The organism is Fonticella tunisiensis, assembly GCF_004364155.1.
Lineage (GTDB): Bacteria > Bacillota > Clostridia > Clostridiales > Caloramatoraceae > Fonticella > Fonticella tunisiensis.
The window spans coordinates 1-14,632 of sequence record NZ_SOAZ01000041.1; the positions used below are offsets into that span (position 1 = coordinate 1).

Consider the following 14,632-nt stretch of genomic DNA (forward strand, 5'->3'; position numbering starts at 1 on the left):
TGTATGTTTGGATTAGACACCTATATCATACATGATTTTCACTATGGTTGCTATTTTTTTATTCTATCTGTTGCATTTAATTTTACAATGAACAACTGGTAGAAAAATTGCAAGATATATTGACATCCCAAACTAAAAGTGATATATAAAAATTGGAATTAGCACTCGCTATATGTGAGTGCTAATATTGAAGTAATCAAATGTTAATAACCACGTTTATACTTTGTATGTGTAGTTTTTCATGAAGGGAGAGATACGCTTGGAGAAAAAGGAATTCAGGGCAGAATCCAAAAGGCTGCTGGATCTGATGATCAACTCAATCTACACACACAGAGAGATATTTTTAAGGGAGCTAATTTCAAATGCCAGCGACGCAATTGATAAAATCTACTATAAAGCATTGACAGACGATAGCCTTCGCTTCGATAAGGACAGCTATTATATAAAGATAGTTCCGGATAAGAAAAACAGAACCTTAAGAATTTCGGACACAGGGATAGGAATGACTAAGGAGGAACTTGAGGAAAACCTCGGGGTTATTGCAAAGAGCGGTTCCCTTGCCTTTAAAAAAGAAAACGAAATTAAGGATAGCTATGAAATCATTGGACAGTTTGGAGTTGGTTTTTATTCAGCCTTCATGGTAGCCGATACCGTTACCGTTATAAGCAGGGCCCTTGGAAGCAATGAGGCCTATAAATGGGAATCCCAGGGTGCCGATGGATATACCATAGAGCCCTGTGAAAAGGATACGGTTGGTACTGATATCATATTAAAAATAAAGGAGAATACGGAAGATGAAAAATACGATGAGTATTTGGAGGAGTATAGATTAAAAAGCATTATAAAGAAATATTCCGATTTTATAAGATATCCTATAAAGATGGATATTACCAGAAGAAGACTAAAGGAAGGCAGCGAAAACGAGTACGAGGATTACGTTGAAGAGCAGATCATAAACAGCATGGTTCCAATATGGAAGAAGAATAAAAATGAACTCACCGCTGAGGACTATGAGAATTTCTATTCTGAAAAGCACTATGGCTTTGATAAACCCGTTAAATATATTCATATAAATGCCGAGGGTACTGTAAGCTACAGGGCAATATTGTTTATTCCCGAGAGCATTCCCTTTGACTATTACACGAGGGAGTACGAAAAGGGCCTTGAGCTATACTCTAACGGCGTACTTATAATGAACAAGTGCCCGGACCTTCTTCCGGATTACTTCAGCTTTGTTAAGGGTATGGTGGATTCAGAGGACCTGTCCCTAAACATCTCAAGGGAAATGCTCCAACACGACAGGCAGCTTAAGCTGATTGCAAAGAACATCAAGAATAAAATAAAGAGTGAGCTGGAAGCCCTTTTAAAGGATGACAGGGAGAAGTATGAAAAGTTCTATAAATCCTTTGGAAGACAATTAAAATATGGGGTTTACAGCGACTTTGGAAGCAATAAGGACGTGCTTCAGGATCTTTTAATGTTCTACTCCTCAAAGGAGAAGAAGCTTGTAACCCTTAATGAATACGTTTCAAGAATGCCTGAAGAGCAGAAATATATCTACTATGCAACGGGTGAATCAATTGAAAGAATTGAGAAGCTTCCACAGACAGAGTTGGTTGCGGAAAAGGGCTACGAGATACTTTACTTCACCGAGGACATAGACGAATTTGCAATTAAGATGCTGATGTCCTACAAGGACAAGGAATTTAAGTCAGTTTCAAGTGGGGACCTTGGTATTGAAACACAGGAGGATAAAAACAATGGGAATGGCGACGATGATGTAAGCAAGGAGCTCTTTAACCACATGAAAAATCTGCTCGCAGGCAAGGTAAAGGACGTTAGGGCATCAAAGAGATTAAAGCATCATCCCGTATGTTTTTCAAGCGAGGGAGAGATTTCAATAGAGATGGAAAAAGTCCTAAAGTCAATGCCCAATAATTATGATATTAAGGCCGATAAGGTATTGGAAATCAACATAAACCATGATGTATTTAAGGCCCTTAAGGATGCCTATGAAAATGACAGGGAAAAGTTAAAGCTCTATACAGATCTTCTATACAACCAGGCACTCCTCATTGAAGGATTGCCCGTTGAAGATCCCGTTGAGTTTACAAATAATATATGCAAGTTGATGAGATAGTTAGTATGGTTTGAAGGTGAAAACGTACAGATTCAAAATCTGTACGTTTTCTATTCCACCACAACTGCAGTTCCGGAAGCAGTTACCATAAGCATATTTCCACCTTGACCCAACACCTCATAATCAATATCTACTCCAATAACTGCATTTGCGCCAAGCCTTGAGGCTCTTTGTTTTAGTTCTTCCAAAGCTTCTTCCCTTGCCTGAATTAATTCGCTTTCGTAAGACTTGGACCTGCCGCCAAAGAAGTTGGAAAGACCTGCGGCAAAATCTTTAACGAAATTAACTCCAGAGATAACCTCTCCGCAGACAATTCCCTTGTATTCAACGATCCTTTTACCTTCAATGTTATTTGTAGTTGTTACAATCATAATAAAACCTCCGTATTTTAATTATTGATATTATATCATAAATACAGATGCTTTATTCCAGCCTATTTATAAAATCTTGACTTTATAATAAAAATGGAGTGAATGGAATTTCTTATAGCATACCTAAATGAAATGAAATTTCCTATTTCATAATCATTGATAAGCTCTACCGATTGTATTGCCACTCATATCACCTCGTATAATATATTTTCATTGATTATTGTATCCAATTTATGATTTTTACAAATAAAAAGGGGACGGTTAAGTACAACAAATACCATTCCAATTTAATGACAATAATTAAAGGAGAAATTTGGTAAAGTATGTCTATGAAAAAATTATTTTCATAATCAATACCATAGGGTGTTGAGGTTAAATTAAACTAAAACACTTAAAATAAATATAATATCCCTAAAATATGTGTAAAATGTGTTGATAATGTAACAAAATTGTAAACTAATTGGCAAACATATGAATAATATGTTAAAATAGTTATGTTAGTTAAATATCAAACAAGTATTGGGGGACTACTGATGAAAAAGTTTAAAAAGACATTAGCCCTTTGCTTAACTGTGTTTGTGGTTATGCTCATGGCTGCATGTGGAGCAAAACCAGCAAATGGAAGCAGCGGAACATTCATAGGAGAATCAAAGGGAAAAAACGGCAAAATCAAGGTGGAAGTAAAAATTGAAAACGCTGAAATCAAGGATATCAAAGTTGTGGAAAATCATGAATCTGATTTCACCAAGAATGTATTCGAACAAATCCCTAAAAACATTATAGCTGCAAACTCAACTGATATTGATGTTATAGCAGGTGCAACTCTTACGAGCAACGCTATAATAGAGGCTGTTAAGGATGCTGTTAAAAAATCAGGAATAACTTTAGCAGCAAAGAAGGCTTCAACAACTGAAGCCAAGGCTGAGGATACATCCACTGACATAGTTATAATAGGTGCAGGTGGAGCAGGATTATCCGCTGCAATTGAAGCTACAAACAATGGAGCTAAGGTAATAGTAGTTGAAAAGAACTCCTTCATGGGAGGAAACACAAACTTCGCAACGGGCGGAATGAACGCAGCAGGTACCAAGTATCAGGAAGCAAAAGGAATTAAGGACAGTCCAGAGCTTTTCTACAAGGATACTATGGCAGGTGGACATAACAAAAACAATCCAGAGCTTTTAAAGGTATTAACAGAAAAGTCAGCGGAAACTCTTTACTGGCTTGAAAGCCTTGGAGCAAATCTTTCAACCATAAGCAGATCAGGTGGACAAAGTGCCGATAGATTGCATACAGCACCAGGCGGAGTTCCTGTAGGAGGCCACTTAATGGGAGTGTTTGAAAAGAAGATTAAGGAATTAGGAATAGATGTACGTCTAAATACAAAGGCAATAGAAATACTTTCTGAAGGTAACAGGGTAACCGGTATAAAGGTACAAACATCGAAGGGACAAGTATACACTATAAATGCTAAAGCAGTAATCATAGCAAGCGGTGGCTTTGGAGCAAACCAGGAAATGGTTACTAAATACAGACCGGACTTAAAGGGCTTTGGAACAACCAATCAGCCGGGAGCAACTGGTGATGCATTTGCAATGGTGGAAAAGTTGGACGTAGCATTGGTTGATATGAAGGAAATACAAACTCATCCAACTGTTGTACCTGTAAAGAATGAACTGATTACAGAGGGAGTTAGAGGAGAAGGTGCAATTCTCGTTAACAGAGCCGGTAAGAGATTTATAAATGAACTTGAGACTCGTGATGTTGTATCACAGGCAATATTAAAGCAGGAAGGTAAAACAGCATTTCTTGTGTTTGACCAAGGCATAGTAGATCGCATGGCATCAATTAAGAAGTACAAGGATGCAGGACTTTTAAAGGAAGCATCAACAATAAAGGAACTGGCAGGTAAAATCGGCGTTAATGCTGATGAGCTTGAAAAGACAATAAATACATATAATGAATACTTCGAGGCCAAGAAGGATAAGGAATTTGGAAGAAGGGTTTTAGCAGAGGAATTAACTAAGGCACCATTCTATGCAGTAGAAGTAGGGCCGGCAATACATCACACAATGGGTGGAATTAAAATAAATACAAATGCACAGGTTCTTAACAACTCAGGAAGGGTAATAGAAGGGCTTTACGCTGCTGGAGAAGTTACCGGAGGAGTACACGGAGGAAATAGAATCGGTGGAAACGCAGTAGCGGATATAACCGTATTCGGAAGAATAGCTGGTCAAAATGCAGCAAAATATGTTAAATAATTAGCAAGTATCTAATTATCATAGAGACCCCAAAAAAGTACCCACTTGAACAAATGTTCAGGTGGGTACTTTTTTTATAGGTGACAAGGGAATGGCCCCTTGTCACCTCACTAGGATTGTTGATTTTGCTGCATTACTTGATTTAATTGATTTTGTGCCTGATTCATCATTTGATTCATTTGCGTAAACACCTGGTCAGCCTGAAGTTGCTGACTCGCCTGATTCAATACATTCATTGCCTGCTGGATAGATTGCTGCAGCTTCTGTTCCGTCTGCTGCAGCTGCATTTGTGCCTGGTTTTTAAAGTTCTGTATTTCTTGTAAAAGTGTATCTGAAGTTTGTATCCAATGCGTCTGTTCTTCCAGGTTCTGCTCTGGTTGTTTATTTGGAGATGCTGACTTTAGCTGATTTAATGTGTTTTGCATGGAGTTTAGCTGATGTTTAAACTCTGCAAGCTCTTCCCCTACTTCCAAATTCATTTTTATGCGTTTCAAGATTTCCTTATTTTTCTCATCCAAAGAAGCTTCCCCCTCTAGAATAATCTTGCAGGATACAAGCTTATAGTGTTCATTCTGGACTGCATTTATACAGTTTTATTATCCATGCATTCCCTGCTGTTTTTGCTGTCTCTGGGCTTGCGTCTCCTGCTGCCCGCCCTGGTTCTGCTGATTATGCATTCCTTGTTGACCTGCCTGGGCCTGCATTCCTTGCTGTCCCATCTGGTTTAGTTGTTGTTGAGCCTGATCTATAAATTGGTTCATTTGTGCAAGAACCTGGCTGGTTTGAACCTGCTGACCGACCTGATTTAGTGCATTCATTGCCTGCTGGATGGATTGCTGCAATTGCTGTTGAGTTTGCTGCTGCTGTTGTTGTGCCTGATTTCTAATTTTACTCATTTGCTGTAGAAGTTGATTTGAGGTTTGCTGCCCCTGTTGAGTCTGCATGCCCTGACTTTGGATATTCTGGAAAGAAGCTGCCTGGTTTGAATTAAGCTGATTTAATGTGTTCTGCATAGTGTTTAGTTGAGTTCTAAGATCCCCAAGCTCGTCTGCAATTTCAGCCTCTGTTTTATTTTTGTTTAATTGTTCCAATGTTTCCTTGCTTTTATCTGTCATTTTTAACCCTCCACTTTAATTTATTATTTAGGCACAGATTTATTTTTTACGATTATGCTTTAATTTAAGCATGCTTAATAATTGAAGTTTATGAAAAATATAGGTGACAGGCTCCAATTCATTCCCACCGGCGGTTATTTGTGACGTGATTTCAGAATCCTCATTGGAAAGTCTGTTCAGACTAAGGATTTGTGAGTAATTTCTTAACCTTATTTACAGCACCTTCATGTAATGTGACTTAATAAAGAAAAAATAATGTGAATAATCAGACCCTAGGATTTATATTTGCTTTTCCTAGCCATTTGTTTTAAGAGATTCAGACCACTTTGTAAAATCATATCATGTCCATTTGAGGCCCTGAAATCACTTAAATTATCATTCTTGATTATTTCATCAACTATCCTGTCAAGGGTGTCCTCTTCAACCTTTATACCAGCCTCCCTGAAGTATGGCTGTAAAATGCTTTTAACAAAGCTTTTGTTAGACTCGGTGTAAGTCATGCAAGCACCTCCTGTAAAGCTTATTTATACTATAATTTCAATCCAAAGGGATAAAATTATACATTTATTAAATTCTGATAAGTGCATAATTCATCAAGCTGCTTAATCTTATCGCTGCTTTATTTCATTTTATACATGAAAAACTTAACTTTTTATTTAAAAAATGTAATTAAAATTTACTTCCGACAGTGAAACAGGAGCCTGGGAGTTACTTTTTTACCAGTTGAAATAATTTAAGTGTAAATATTATACTATTAAAAGAAGGCTAAAATGGGGGGATGTACTATGAAGGATCTACTAAAGTTCATTCCGGGATTTCGGAGTGGCAAGAAATGGAAAATGATAATTGCTTCCATTTATTATCTAATCGGTCTGACTGCTATATTTGACAGTGTATGGACCTTTCTATCGGTTTTCATCTTACCATTTTTTATATTTGGCCTTGTGGATTTAATAAAGGCAACAAAAAATAAGAGTGATAGAGCTCTTAAAAGAAAATCGGCTGCTAAGTTTGCACTAGCGTTATTAATACTTTTAGTTGTCGGAAATAATATGCCTAGTGCAGAGGTAATAGATCATAAGTCTGAAAAGCAGGAAGTGAAGGTGGAAAACAAAGAGCAGGTTTCTCAGGAAGTTGCTAACCAAACTTCTATAAATACCAATAAAGATAACACTGCAGCTAATAACGACGGTACTTATAATAGTAGTGATTCTATCAATAACACAGCTGCCGCAGGGGTTACTATTTCAGACCAACAAAGTAATGCCTCACAGCCCGCTGAAATTCAAAGTCCCATTTTGCTTACGAAAGGTACAGTAACAAGGGTTGTTGATGGAGATACAGCTGAAATAAATATAAATGGCAAGACATATAAGGTAAGGTTTATAGGGGTTAATACTCCTGAATCGACTACACGGGTAGAACCTTACGGAAAGGAAGCAAGCAACTACACAAAAAGCAAACTCACAGGTAAAACTGTATATCTGGAAAAAGATGTGAGCGAAACGGACAGGTACGGAAGGCTCCTAAGATACATCTGGCTTCAACCTCCTACACAAATTAATGATAAGGAAATTCGCAGCAAGATGTTCAACGCTATACTTGTTTTGGATGGACAAGCTCAGGCAGCTACATATCCGCCGGATGTGAAATACGCTGATTATTTTAGAAAATACACCGCAGAAGCTAGAGAGAAAAATATAGGGCTTTGGGCAATAAGTAGCGGTTCTGGTTCATCGGGGGTTGCAGGCAGCTCAAGCTCGACAAATAGTTCCGGCACGGGTAAATCATCGGGTTTAAGCAGTACATCAGACAGCGGAAAGGTTTATGTTGATGCCAATGGAAGAGGACTAATAAAAGGCAATATAAGTTCTTCAGGAGAAAAAATATATCATATGCCTGGCGGAGCTTACTATAATAGGACAGTTGCAGGGGAATGGTTCAAGACTGAAGCGGAAGCACAGGCAGCAGGTTACCGAAGATCAAAACGATAATTCAAAGAGCCTAAGCAATAGGAACTTAGGCTCTTTATTTTATATTCCCTCACACCAACCCATTTGTTTCAAGCAGTAAGACCTCGTGCCATATCAAACCGAAGCTCAACCTTAAGATGGATTCGCTGCCACAACCTCGTTATCCTCACCTGTTAAATCCTTTTCAAGATCAACAAAAACAGCGTTCTTAATATGGGATTTTTCATAGACGCGTCGCCCATATTCAGGGTCACCAAGCTCAAATCTGCAGTCTATTATAACCATGTTCTCCTTATCAAGCCTTTCGTTAAGCCAGTTTGCATTTACAAGGTTTTTCATAAAACACCTCCTCTATAGGTGACAGGCTCATGGGTTATAGTAAAACCTGTCCTCATCTTCTATATAACCATACTTTATATCTGTCTCCCACAATTGGTTTGATGCTGTTACAGTCCTGCTTCTTTGCTTTGTATTATCCATCTATAAACTAATTCTCTGGCTAATCCATGTTGCCTTGCAACAGAGATGCATTACCTGTTTCTACTGCTGCTTTAACTATTGACTCTTTAAATTCAGGTGTATATTTCTTTCTTGTTATTGACATAATGCATTCCCCCTAGACAATAATATCTTATCATATTAAGACACACTGTACAAAAACTTTAGGGGGCCAAATAGAAAACTTATCTATATAAATACACGAAAAAAGAAGGTATAGTTGCAAAAAAACATGACTATTTAATAGAGTAGTGTGGGGAAAAATATTTTATGCTTGCAACCTTTTTCATTTTCTTACGTGTAATGGATGGAAAATATTAATCATGGTTTATGCAAATATTGATGCTTACCCTTGCTGAAGGTGGTGACCTATGGAAGATATTAAACTTATCAAGAAATGTCAGATGGGGGATAGGGAAGCTTTCAATGAGCTAATAAGTAAATACCACCCTAATTTGTATAAATTCCTCAGAGAAGGCTTTAATGATAAGGTGAAGGCTCAGTTAAATAAGTTAGCATCTGATTCAAAGGATATAAATAATATAATTGTAGTGGATAAGAACAATAACATAGTTTTTAAAGTAAATGACAATTTTTTAAAATGTCTATAATTCAAGCAATTATTTATGGAATTGTACAGGGAATAACAGAGTTTCTTCCAGTATCAGGTACTGCACACTTAACATTAATCCCATGGTTATTTGAGTGGAATGACCCAGGAGTTGTTTTTGATGTCGCACTGCATTTTGATACGTCGGTAGCAGTAATTTTATTCTTCTGGAAAGATTGGGCTACGTTAATTATTGCAGCAAAACCTAAATCTAAAGATGGTAAGCTGTTTTGGCTGCTTGTACTTGCAACTATTCCAGGAGGAATTGCCGGCCTTCTGTTGGACAAATTTTATTGTAGCAGTATTAACTGCAGCTATAGCTGGAGCCTTAAGCATTAAATTCCTATTGGATTATTTAAAAAATAAAGGCTTTGGCATATTTGCCATTTATGGATTTATATTAGGGGCTGTAGTTATAGCAGTATATTTTATAAAATGATTATAAAGAAGATAAAATAATATAGACTTGCAGGGGCAACTACCATTAGAGGAACTGAAGGTTTAATGGTGTTATAATGTATGGTGTGGGAATTATCAAATATGCAAAGGCAAATATTAAGTAAAGATTTTTCCTCATATCATTTATACATTTTTAAACAATAGTATGAAATTAAAAATTATAGTATAGGGGGTATTAAAAATATGTGGAAGTTATTTGCAATACTATCAGCTTTGTTTGCTGCTTTGACATCCATTCTTGCTAAAATAGGTATAAAGGGAGTAGACTCCAATCTTGCTACAGCTATTCGCACAGTTATTATAATATTTTTGTCATGGGGTATTGTCTTCATGACTGGTGGACAGCATGGAATAAAAGATTTAACTAAACAGAATTGGATATTTTTAATTTTATCTGGATTGGCGACTGGTTTATCATGGATATTTTATTATAAAGCAATATCTACTGGTCAAGTATCAAAGGTTGCACTTATTGATAAATCTAGCATTGTATTAACGTTAATTTTATCCTTTTTTATTTTAGGTGAGCAGTTAACTGTAAAAACTTTAATTGCTGGTGCGCTAATAACCGCAGGTACATTTGAATAGGTGACAGGCTCATGAGTTATGAGTTATTGAATAAATTAAGTATATATGGCAATAATCATCGATGAGGTGATGTTATTGTCAAGAAAACCAAGGATAGAGTTTAATGGAGCAATATATCATGTATTCCAGAGGGGCAACAACAGGGAAAACATATTTAATGACCCAATAGAAAAAGGTTATTTTATAAAACAAATAATAGAATACATGGATGCGTATGAATTTGAGCTATTAGCATACGTAATAATGGATAATCATTACCATTTAATATTGCGAACAAAAGAAGTAGCTCTAAATAAAATAATGCATGGTATCAATAACGTATACAGTAAGTTTTATAATCATAGACATGAAAGAACAGGACATGTTTTTGAAGAAAGATATAGCAGTAAATTAGTTGAAGATGATGCATATTTAATATGGCTCCTTAGATATATACACAGAAATCCAGTTCGAGCACACATATGTGAAAATGTAAGTAAATATAAATGGAGCAGCGATTTTTTTTACAGAAAGGGTATAAATGTTTTTGTAAACATAGACTTTATTCTTAATATTTTTTCTCGAAACAGGTTTAAAGCAATGAAAATATATTTTGAACTTATGGAAAGTCCAGAAGATAGTCAGGCTTGTGATTATCAAAGCTTAAAATTAAGATTTCCCCAAGACTCTTTAAAGGGTGATATGGCAGAATATGCAAAAAATGGCGTATCTAAAAGACCAACGCTTAAAGAAATACTTAACAATTTAAACTTGGATGAAGAAAAATATAACCTGATAAAATCAGGTTCAAGAAAACGCCACATCACTGATATGAAAGTACTGTTCATAAAAGAGGCACTAAAATATAAATATACCCATAAAGAGATAGGGGAGTTTATTAACATTTCTCAAACAGCAGTAACAAAATTATTAGCTGATAGAACAAAGAGAAATAACTCATAACTCATGAGCCTGTCACCTGGGCTCTTGCTGCCATCCAGAGATAAGATACGCCAATCCCATAATAAATTAAAGTAAAGAAAGGTATATAAAGCCCGGAGAGCTTGACTATAACCTTTATTACAGACGGAAGGGTAAGTGCATAAAAGCTCATTTTAAACAGGCTGCTGTATTTTATGTCTAATCTTGAGATTCCGCATATTATCAGCGCTGCAGTGCTGAGCACCAGAGTGCTGAAAAGCTTGGATACATAAAACCATAAAAAACCTAAAACTACTATGAAAAGATTAATCCACTTTAAGAAAGGAAGCCATTTTTCAACGCTGGCCTTTGAAAGTGTAAATCCCCTGATATCCTTGAAGTCGATTGTATTATAATTTCCCATTTGTTTTTGAACCATTTTATATCTTGATATGAAAATGCCGCTGTCATACTTATCCAGTTCTTTTTCATCGATTTGTCCTGAAGTGTCGATTATAAGTGGGCTGCCATCATCGTTAATAATTATGGGATTAGGGCTCTCTACGTTAAGCTCACCATTTTTAAGCTCAAATTCAGGAACGGATTTTTTGTATGAATTTATTATTTTTATGACCTCGGTGTTGTAGTCATAAAGAGGCCTTATCAAGGATATGCTTCCAAGCAGCAGGGTTAATAGGAGAAGATACTTAAATCCCTTTTCGATTTTTTGTTTGTGGAAGTATTTATAGAATTTAATGTCCGTCATGCTTTTTATCATTTGAGTGAAAAAACCAACCTTTTCGTAAATCACTCTAACATCTCCCCTCTATTAATTAAATTATAATTAAATTGGCAATAATATGCAATTATATTACGGATAATTTATCTGAGTATAGCCTGATTGCTAGAACTCCCTTGCGCAAGTGAACAAATAAATGGATTACACTTTTTATCGAAGCATCTTTTAAAGCCAAAGCCATAACAACACGTAAATTTAAGCTTGAATATAATTAATGCATTCTGATACTATTTTGTTAAATATATAAAAATTATGGAGTGATTCTAAAGATGAACCTTTTAAACAATATAAATGAATTTCTGCAGAAATTCGGATTGATAGGGTTTGGGATTATTATGATTTATTTCATATGGAGAGGGAAGAGAGCAGCTAAAAACACGCGTAGAAAAGCTCACTACAAAAATTTTTTCAAAAGGACCTGTGATTTTGTTTTAAGGTACAGTCAGTATGATAGAGCGGCAGGGTATTTATTTGCAGGTATTTTTATTTCCCTCATATCCTTTTTGATATTTTATAATATCGCTGAGGGATATTTTGAAAGTGGAAACTGGGGAATAGACAGGTCAGCATGGAACTTTGCAAATAGTATACGAAGTACAAGCTTAAACTCCATACTTAAATTTATAACCTCCACAGGAAACTTTTTCTCAGTTCTCTTCATAACATTGGCCTTAATGTCTATTTCTATTTATAAAAGAATGATGGTGGAAGGTATGTTCTTTGGAGGAAACGTCCTTGGGGTATGGATATTCAATGAGATATTAAAGTCCATTTTCAGGAGAACGAGGCCTTCAGAAATGAGGATTGTGGAGGCTTCAGGGTACAGCTTTCCAAGCGGCCACGCGATGATTTTTATGGGGCTTTCCCTTATGATGATTTATTTTTCATTGAGATATATTAAAAATAGAAAGCTTGCATGTGCCGCATCTTTGATTATCTTCGTTTATGCAGTTATTGTAGGTTTAAGCCGCGTTTATCTTGGAGTTCATTATATGAGCGATGTAATTGCCGGCTGGATTGCAGCGGTTCTGTGGGTTTTGACAGTTATCGCAGCGTACAGGGTGTTTCAGTTTTTCATCATTTTATCAGATGGAAGGTATAGCATAAGGAGTGCTTTATTAAAGCTTGAGGAAGAAGATAAAAAAGACTAAATTGAGAAGCTTAATATAGAAAAATGTAGTTAAAGGCTCTATCTATATAGATGAGAGCTTTTATTTTTTGTGCATCAGGCAAGGATGCAGATTATAAGAAACCAAAGTGCCTTATAGGAATAATATGTATCAGGAGGTGATCCTATGATTAAAGTATGTATAGACCCTGGGCATGGCGGAAGTGACAGGGCAAACAGGGGATCTAATGGTTATGTTGAAGCAGATGGCGTTTTGGCCATAAGCAAATATCTAAAAGAGGAACTTGAGTCTACAGGGAAGTTTCAGGTGATTCTGACGAGGGACAGGGACAAGACACTCACACTCACTGAAAGAGGAAGGATAGCAGCCAGAAACAAAGTGGATCTTTTCATATCCCAGCATACCAATGCCGGTCCGAAGGGAGCTGGAGGAACAGAGGTTTACTACTCCGTTGATATTCCTGGGGACAGGGAGCTTGCTGCAAAGCTTTCTGCAGAGGTTGCATCTGTTCTTGGTATAAAAGACAGGGGTATAAAAACCAGAGAATCCACAATAACAAGGGGAGAGGATTATTACACGGTAATAGATGCGGCGCAGGATGGTGGAGTTCCCCATGTGCTTTTGATAGAATCTGCATTCCATTCAAACCCTGATGAGGAAAGGCTCCTTATGAAGGATGAAAACTTGAGGAAGATAGCACAGGCACAGGCAAAGGTTATTTCAGGATTTTTCGGAGTTGATTATAATAGGAGGGGTTCAGGAGAAGACTCTAAAAAGAAAGAAGAACCACGGCCTGTAAAAGCTCCAGGAAAAAGCAACGTTATGGTTCTGCAACTGCTTGTAAATAGCCTTGGTATAAGGGACATGGACGGAAGAAAACTGATCGTGGATGGAATGATAGGGCCCAGAACAAGGTATGCAGTGCAGCGCTTACCCGTTACCAGCATAAATAGCAGAAACAGGCAAACAACCTTATATATACAAAACAGGTTGAATCAGCTTGGATTTAAGGATAATGCAGGAAGAGCTTTAGTGGTTGACGGCGTATTTGGGCCAAAAACAGAACAGGCGGTAAAGAAGTTTCAGAGTGCCAATGGACTCGTGGCAGATGGTATAGTTGGCCCAAAAACGTGGATGAAATTTTTAGAGCAATAAAAATTAAAAGCAGTCCGATACGTGAAGCCATGACAAAGGGCTCTTCGGATTGCTGCCTTATTCTTTAATATATATCCTTATGTATTGGTGCAAGTGGACGGACTCGAACCGGCATGGGTTTTAACGCCCGCAGGATTTTAAGTCCTGTGTGTCTGCCTATTTCACCACACTTGCACAATGGCGGAGAGGATGGGATTCGAACCCATGCCAGGGTTACCCCTGCTAACGGTTTAGCAAACCGTCCTCTTCGGCCTCTTGAGTACCTCTCCACATTTGGAATTACATTATATCAGGGGAAATTTAAGATGTCAATGTCATATAAGCATAAAAATTGTATATTGAAACAAAAACTCCACAAAGCTAAAGCCCTGTGGAGTTATATTTATATGTAACTGGCAGGGGCAGTAGGACTCGAACCCACAACCAACGGTTTTGGAGACCGCTACTCTACCAATTGAGCTATACCCCTGCGACAAAAATAATTATATAATATTCATTATGAAAATGCAATACCCCATTATAAGGAAATTTATCAAGGTTCATTGTAAAATTAAATGCAACAGATAGAATAAAAAAATAACAACCATAGTGAAAATCATGTATGATATAGGTGTCTAATCCAAACATACA

15 protein-coding genes and 3 tRNA genes are annotated in these 14,632 nt (G+C 36.8%); 9 read left to right on the top strand and 9 right to left on the bottom strand.

Annotated elements, in window-relative coordinates; genetic code table 11:
- The first annotated feature begins 259 nt into the window (after positions 1-259).
- Positions 260-2,140 (top strand): molecular chaperone HtpG, encoded by a 1,881-nt coding sequence (gene htpG / locus EDD71_RS14330; RefSeq protein WP_133629420.1) that lies wholly within the window; start codon positions 260-262, stop codon positions 2,138-2,140.
- Between the two features lie 50 nt (positions 2,141-2,190).
- On the opposite strand, the gene EDD71_RS14335 is transcribed toward htpG, so the two are convergent.
- A complete protein-coding gene (locus tag EDD71_RS14335; RefSeq protein WP_133629421.1) occupies positions 2,191-2,511 on the bottom strand; it encodes a putative heavy metal-binding protein in 321 nt (106 codons plus the stop codon).
- A gap of 533 nt (positions 2,512-3,044) precedes the next feature.
- Between EDD71_RS14335 and EDD71_RS14340 the strand changes: the two genes are divergently transcribed.
- Entirely contained in the window at positions 3,045-4,775 is a 1,731-nt protein-coding gene (locus tag EDD71_RS14340) for a flavocytochrome c (RefSeq protein WP_133629422.1), read from the top strand.
- Between the two features lie 110 nt (positions 4,776-4,885).
- Here the strand turns inward: EDD71_RS14340 and EDD71_RS14345 are convergent, their stop codons facing one another.
- The 3 genes from EDD71_RS14345 to EDD71_RS14355 form a co-directional block, all read right to left on the bottom strand.
- Entirely contained in the window at positions 4,886-5,293 is a 408-nt protein-coding gene (locus EDD71_RS14345) for an exodeoxyribonuclease VII large subunit (protein ID WP_133629423.1), read from the bottom strand.
- A 78-nt stretch (positions 5,294-5,371) separates the two neighbouring features.
- Entirely contained in the window at positions 5,372-5,890 is a 519-nt protein-coding gene (locus EDD71_RS14350) for a hypothetical protein (RefSeq protein ID WP_133629424.1), read from the bottom strand.
- Positions 5,891-6,162: 272 nt separating this feature from the next.
- Positions 6,163-6,390, bottom strand: a complete 228-nt coding sequence (locus EDD71_RS14355) for a hypothetical protein (RefSeq protein ID WP_133629425.1) — start codon at positions 6,388-6,390, stop codon at positions 6,163-6,165.
- Positions 6,391-6,675: 285 nt separating this feature from the next.
- On the opposite strand from EDD71_RS14355, the gene EDD71_RS14360 reads away from it, so the two are divergent.
- Positions 6,676-7,884 carry a thermonuclease family protein gene (locus EDD71_RS14360; protein ID WP_243116482.1) on the top strand — a complete coding sequence of 403 codons (1,209 nt, stop codon included), beginning with the start codon at positions 6,676-6,678 and terminating at the stop codon, positions 7,882-7,884.
- Positions 7,885-7,995: 111 nt separating this feature from the next.
- Here EDD71_RS14360 and EDD71_RS14365 read toward each other — a convergent pair whose 3' ends face one another.
- Positions 7,996-8,202: a rhodanese-like domain-containing protein gene (locus EDD71_RS14365; protein ID WP_133629426.1), complete on the bottom strand. Its 207-nt coding sequence runs from the start codon at positions 8,200-8,202 to the stop codon at positions 7,996-7,998.
- A gap of 530 nt (positions 8,203-8,732) precedes the next feature.
- On the opposite strand from EDD71_RS14365, the gene EDD71_RS14375 reads away from it, so the two are divergent.
- The 4 genes from EDD71_RS14375 (at position 8,733) to EDD71_RS14390 (ending at position 10,960) form a co-directional block, all read left to right on the top strand.
- On the top strand, positions 8,733-8,972 hold the full coding sequence (locus EDD71_RS14375) for a hypothetical protein (protein WP_133629428.1): 240 nt from the start codon (positions 8,733-8,735) through the stop codon (positions 8,970-8,972).
- A complete protein-coding gene (locus EDD71_RS14380; protein ID WP_341472348.1) occupies positions 8,963-9,310 on the top strand; it encodes an undecaprenyl-diphosphate phosphatase in 348 nt (115 codons plus the stop codon). Before EDD71_RS14375 ends, EDD71_RS14380 begins: the two co-directional genes overlap by 10 nt.
- Before the next feature lie 303 nt (positions 9,311-9,613).
- The gene (locus EDD71_RS14385) at positions 9,614-10,018 is read left to right on the top strand and encodes an EamA family transporter (protein WP_133629429.1); all 405 of its coding nucleotides are present in this window, start codon (positions 9,614-9,616) and stop codon (positions 10,016-10,018) included.
- 45 nt (positions 10,019-10,063) lie between these two features.
- Complete coding sequence (locus tag EDD71_RS14390) at positions 10,064-10,960, top strand: transposase (RefSeq protein WP_133629430.1); 897 nt, start codon at positions 10,064-10,066, stop codon at positions 10,958-10,960.
- Position 10,961: 1 nt separating this feature from the next.
- Here EDD71_RS14390 and EDD71_RS14395 read toward each other — a convergent pair whose 3' ends face one another.
- Positions 10,962-11,729 carry a DUF1189 domain-containing protein gene (locus EDD71_RS14395; protein WP_133629431.1) on the bottom strand — a complete coding sequence of 256 codons (768 nt, stop codon included), beginning with the start codon at positions 11,727-11,729 and terminating at the stop codon, positions 10,962-10,964.
- A gap of 323 nt (positions 11,730-12,052) precedes the next feature.
- On the opposite strand from EDD71_RS14395, the gene EDD71_RS14400 reads away from it, so the two are divergent.
- On the top strand, positions 12,053-12,868 hold the full coding sequence (locus EDD71_RS14400; RefSeq protein WP_166636503.1) for a phosphatase PAP2 family protein: 816 nt from the start codon (positions 12,053-12,055) through the stop codon (positions 12,866-12,868).
- Positions 12,869-13,012: 144 nt separating this feature from the next.
- Positions 13,013-14,002 carry an N-acetylmuramoyl-L-alanine amidase gene (locus EDD71_RS15975; RefSeq protein WP_133629433.1) on the top strand — a complete coding sequence of 330 codons (990 nt, stop codon included), beginning with the start codon at positions 13,013-13,015 and terminating at the stop codon, positions 14,000-14,002.
- A gap of 85 nt (positions 14,003-14,087) precedes the next feature.
- Here EDD71_RS15975 and EDD71_RS14410 read toward each other — a convergent pair.
- From EDD71_RS14410 to EDD71_RS14420, 3 genes are all read right to left on the bottom strand, one after another.
- A tRNA-Leu gene (locus tag EDD71_RS14410) sits at positions 14,088-14,176 on the bottom strand.
- Positions 14,177-14,180: 4 nt separating this feature from the next.
- Positions 14,181-14,271: transfer RNA gene (locus EDD71_RS14415), tRNA-Ser, on the bottom strand.
- A 124-nt stretch (positions 14,272-14,395) separates the two neighbouring features.
- Positions 14,396-14,471 (bottom strand) — tRNA-Trp (locus tag EDD71_RS14420).
- Between the last annotated feature and the right edge of the window lie 161 nt (positions 14,472-14,632).

Excerpts from the sequence above, each read along its gene's own strand:
- EDD71_RS14335 (WP_133629421.1), bottom strand. The coding sequence starts at position 2,511 with ATGATTGTAACAACTACAAATAACATTGAAGGTAAAAGGATCGTTGAA.
- EDD71_RS14340 (WP_133629422.1), top strand. The coding sequence starts at position 3,045 with ATGAAAAAGTTTAAAAAGACATTAGCCCTTTGCTTAACTGTGTTTGTG.
- EDD71_RS14350 (WP_133629424.1), bottom strand. The coding sequence starts at position 5,890 with ATGACAGATAAAAGCAAGGAAACATTGGAACAATTAAACAAAAATAAA.
- EDD71_RS14355 (WP_133629425.1), bottom strand. The coding sequence starts at position 6,390 with ATGACTTACACCGAGTCTAACAAAAGCTTTGTTAAAAGCATTTTACAG.
- EDD71_RS14360 (WP_243116482.1), top strand. The coding sequence starts at position 6,676 with ATGAAGGATCTACTAAAGTTCATTCCGGGATTTCGGAGTGGCAAGAAA.
- EDD71_RS14365 (WP_133629426.1), bottom strand. The coding sequence starts at position 8,202 with ATGAAAAACCTTGTAAATGCAAACTGGCTTAACGAAAGGCTTGATAAG.
- EDD71_RS14375 (WP_133629428.1), top strand. The coding sequence starts at position 8,733 with ATGGAAGATATTAAACTTATCAAGAAATGTCAGATGGGGGATAGGGAA.
- EDD71_RS14380 (WP_341472348.1), top strand. The coding sequence starts at position 8,963 with ATGTCTATAATTCAAGCAATTATTTATGGAATTGTACAGGGAATAACA.
- EDD71_RS14385 (WP_133629429.1), top strand. The coding sequence starts at position 9,614 with ATGTGGAAGTTATTTGCAATACTATCAGCTTTGTTTGCTGCTTTGACA.
- EDD71_RS14390 (WP_133629430.1), top strand. The coding sequence starts at position 10,064 with ATGGCAATAATCATCGATGAGGTGATGTTATTGTCAAGAAAACCAAGG.
- EDD71_RS14400 (WP_166636503.1), top strand. The coding sequence starts at position 12,053 with ATGATTTATTTCATATGGAGAGGGAAGAGAGCAGCTAAAAACACGCGT.
- EDD71_RS15975 (WP_133629433.1), top strand. The coding sequence starts at position 13,013 with ATGATTAAAGTATGTATAGACCCTGGGCATGGCGGAAGTGACAGGGCA.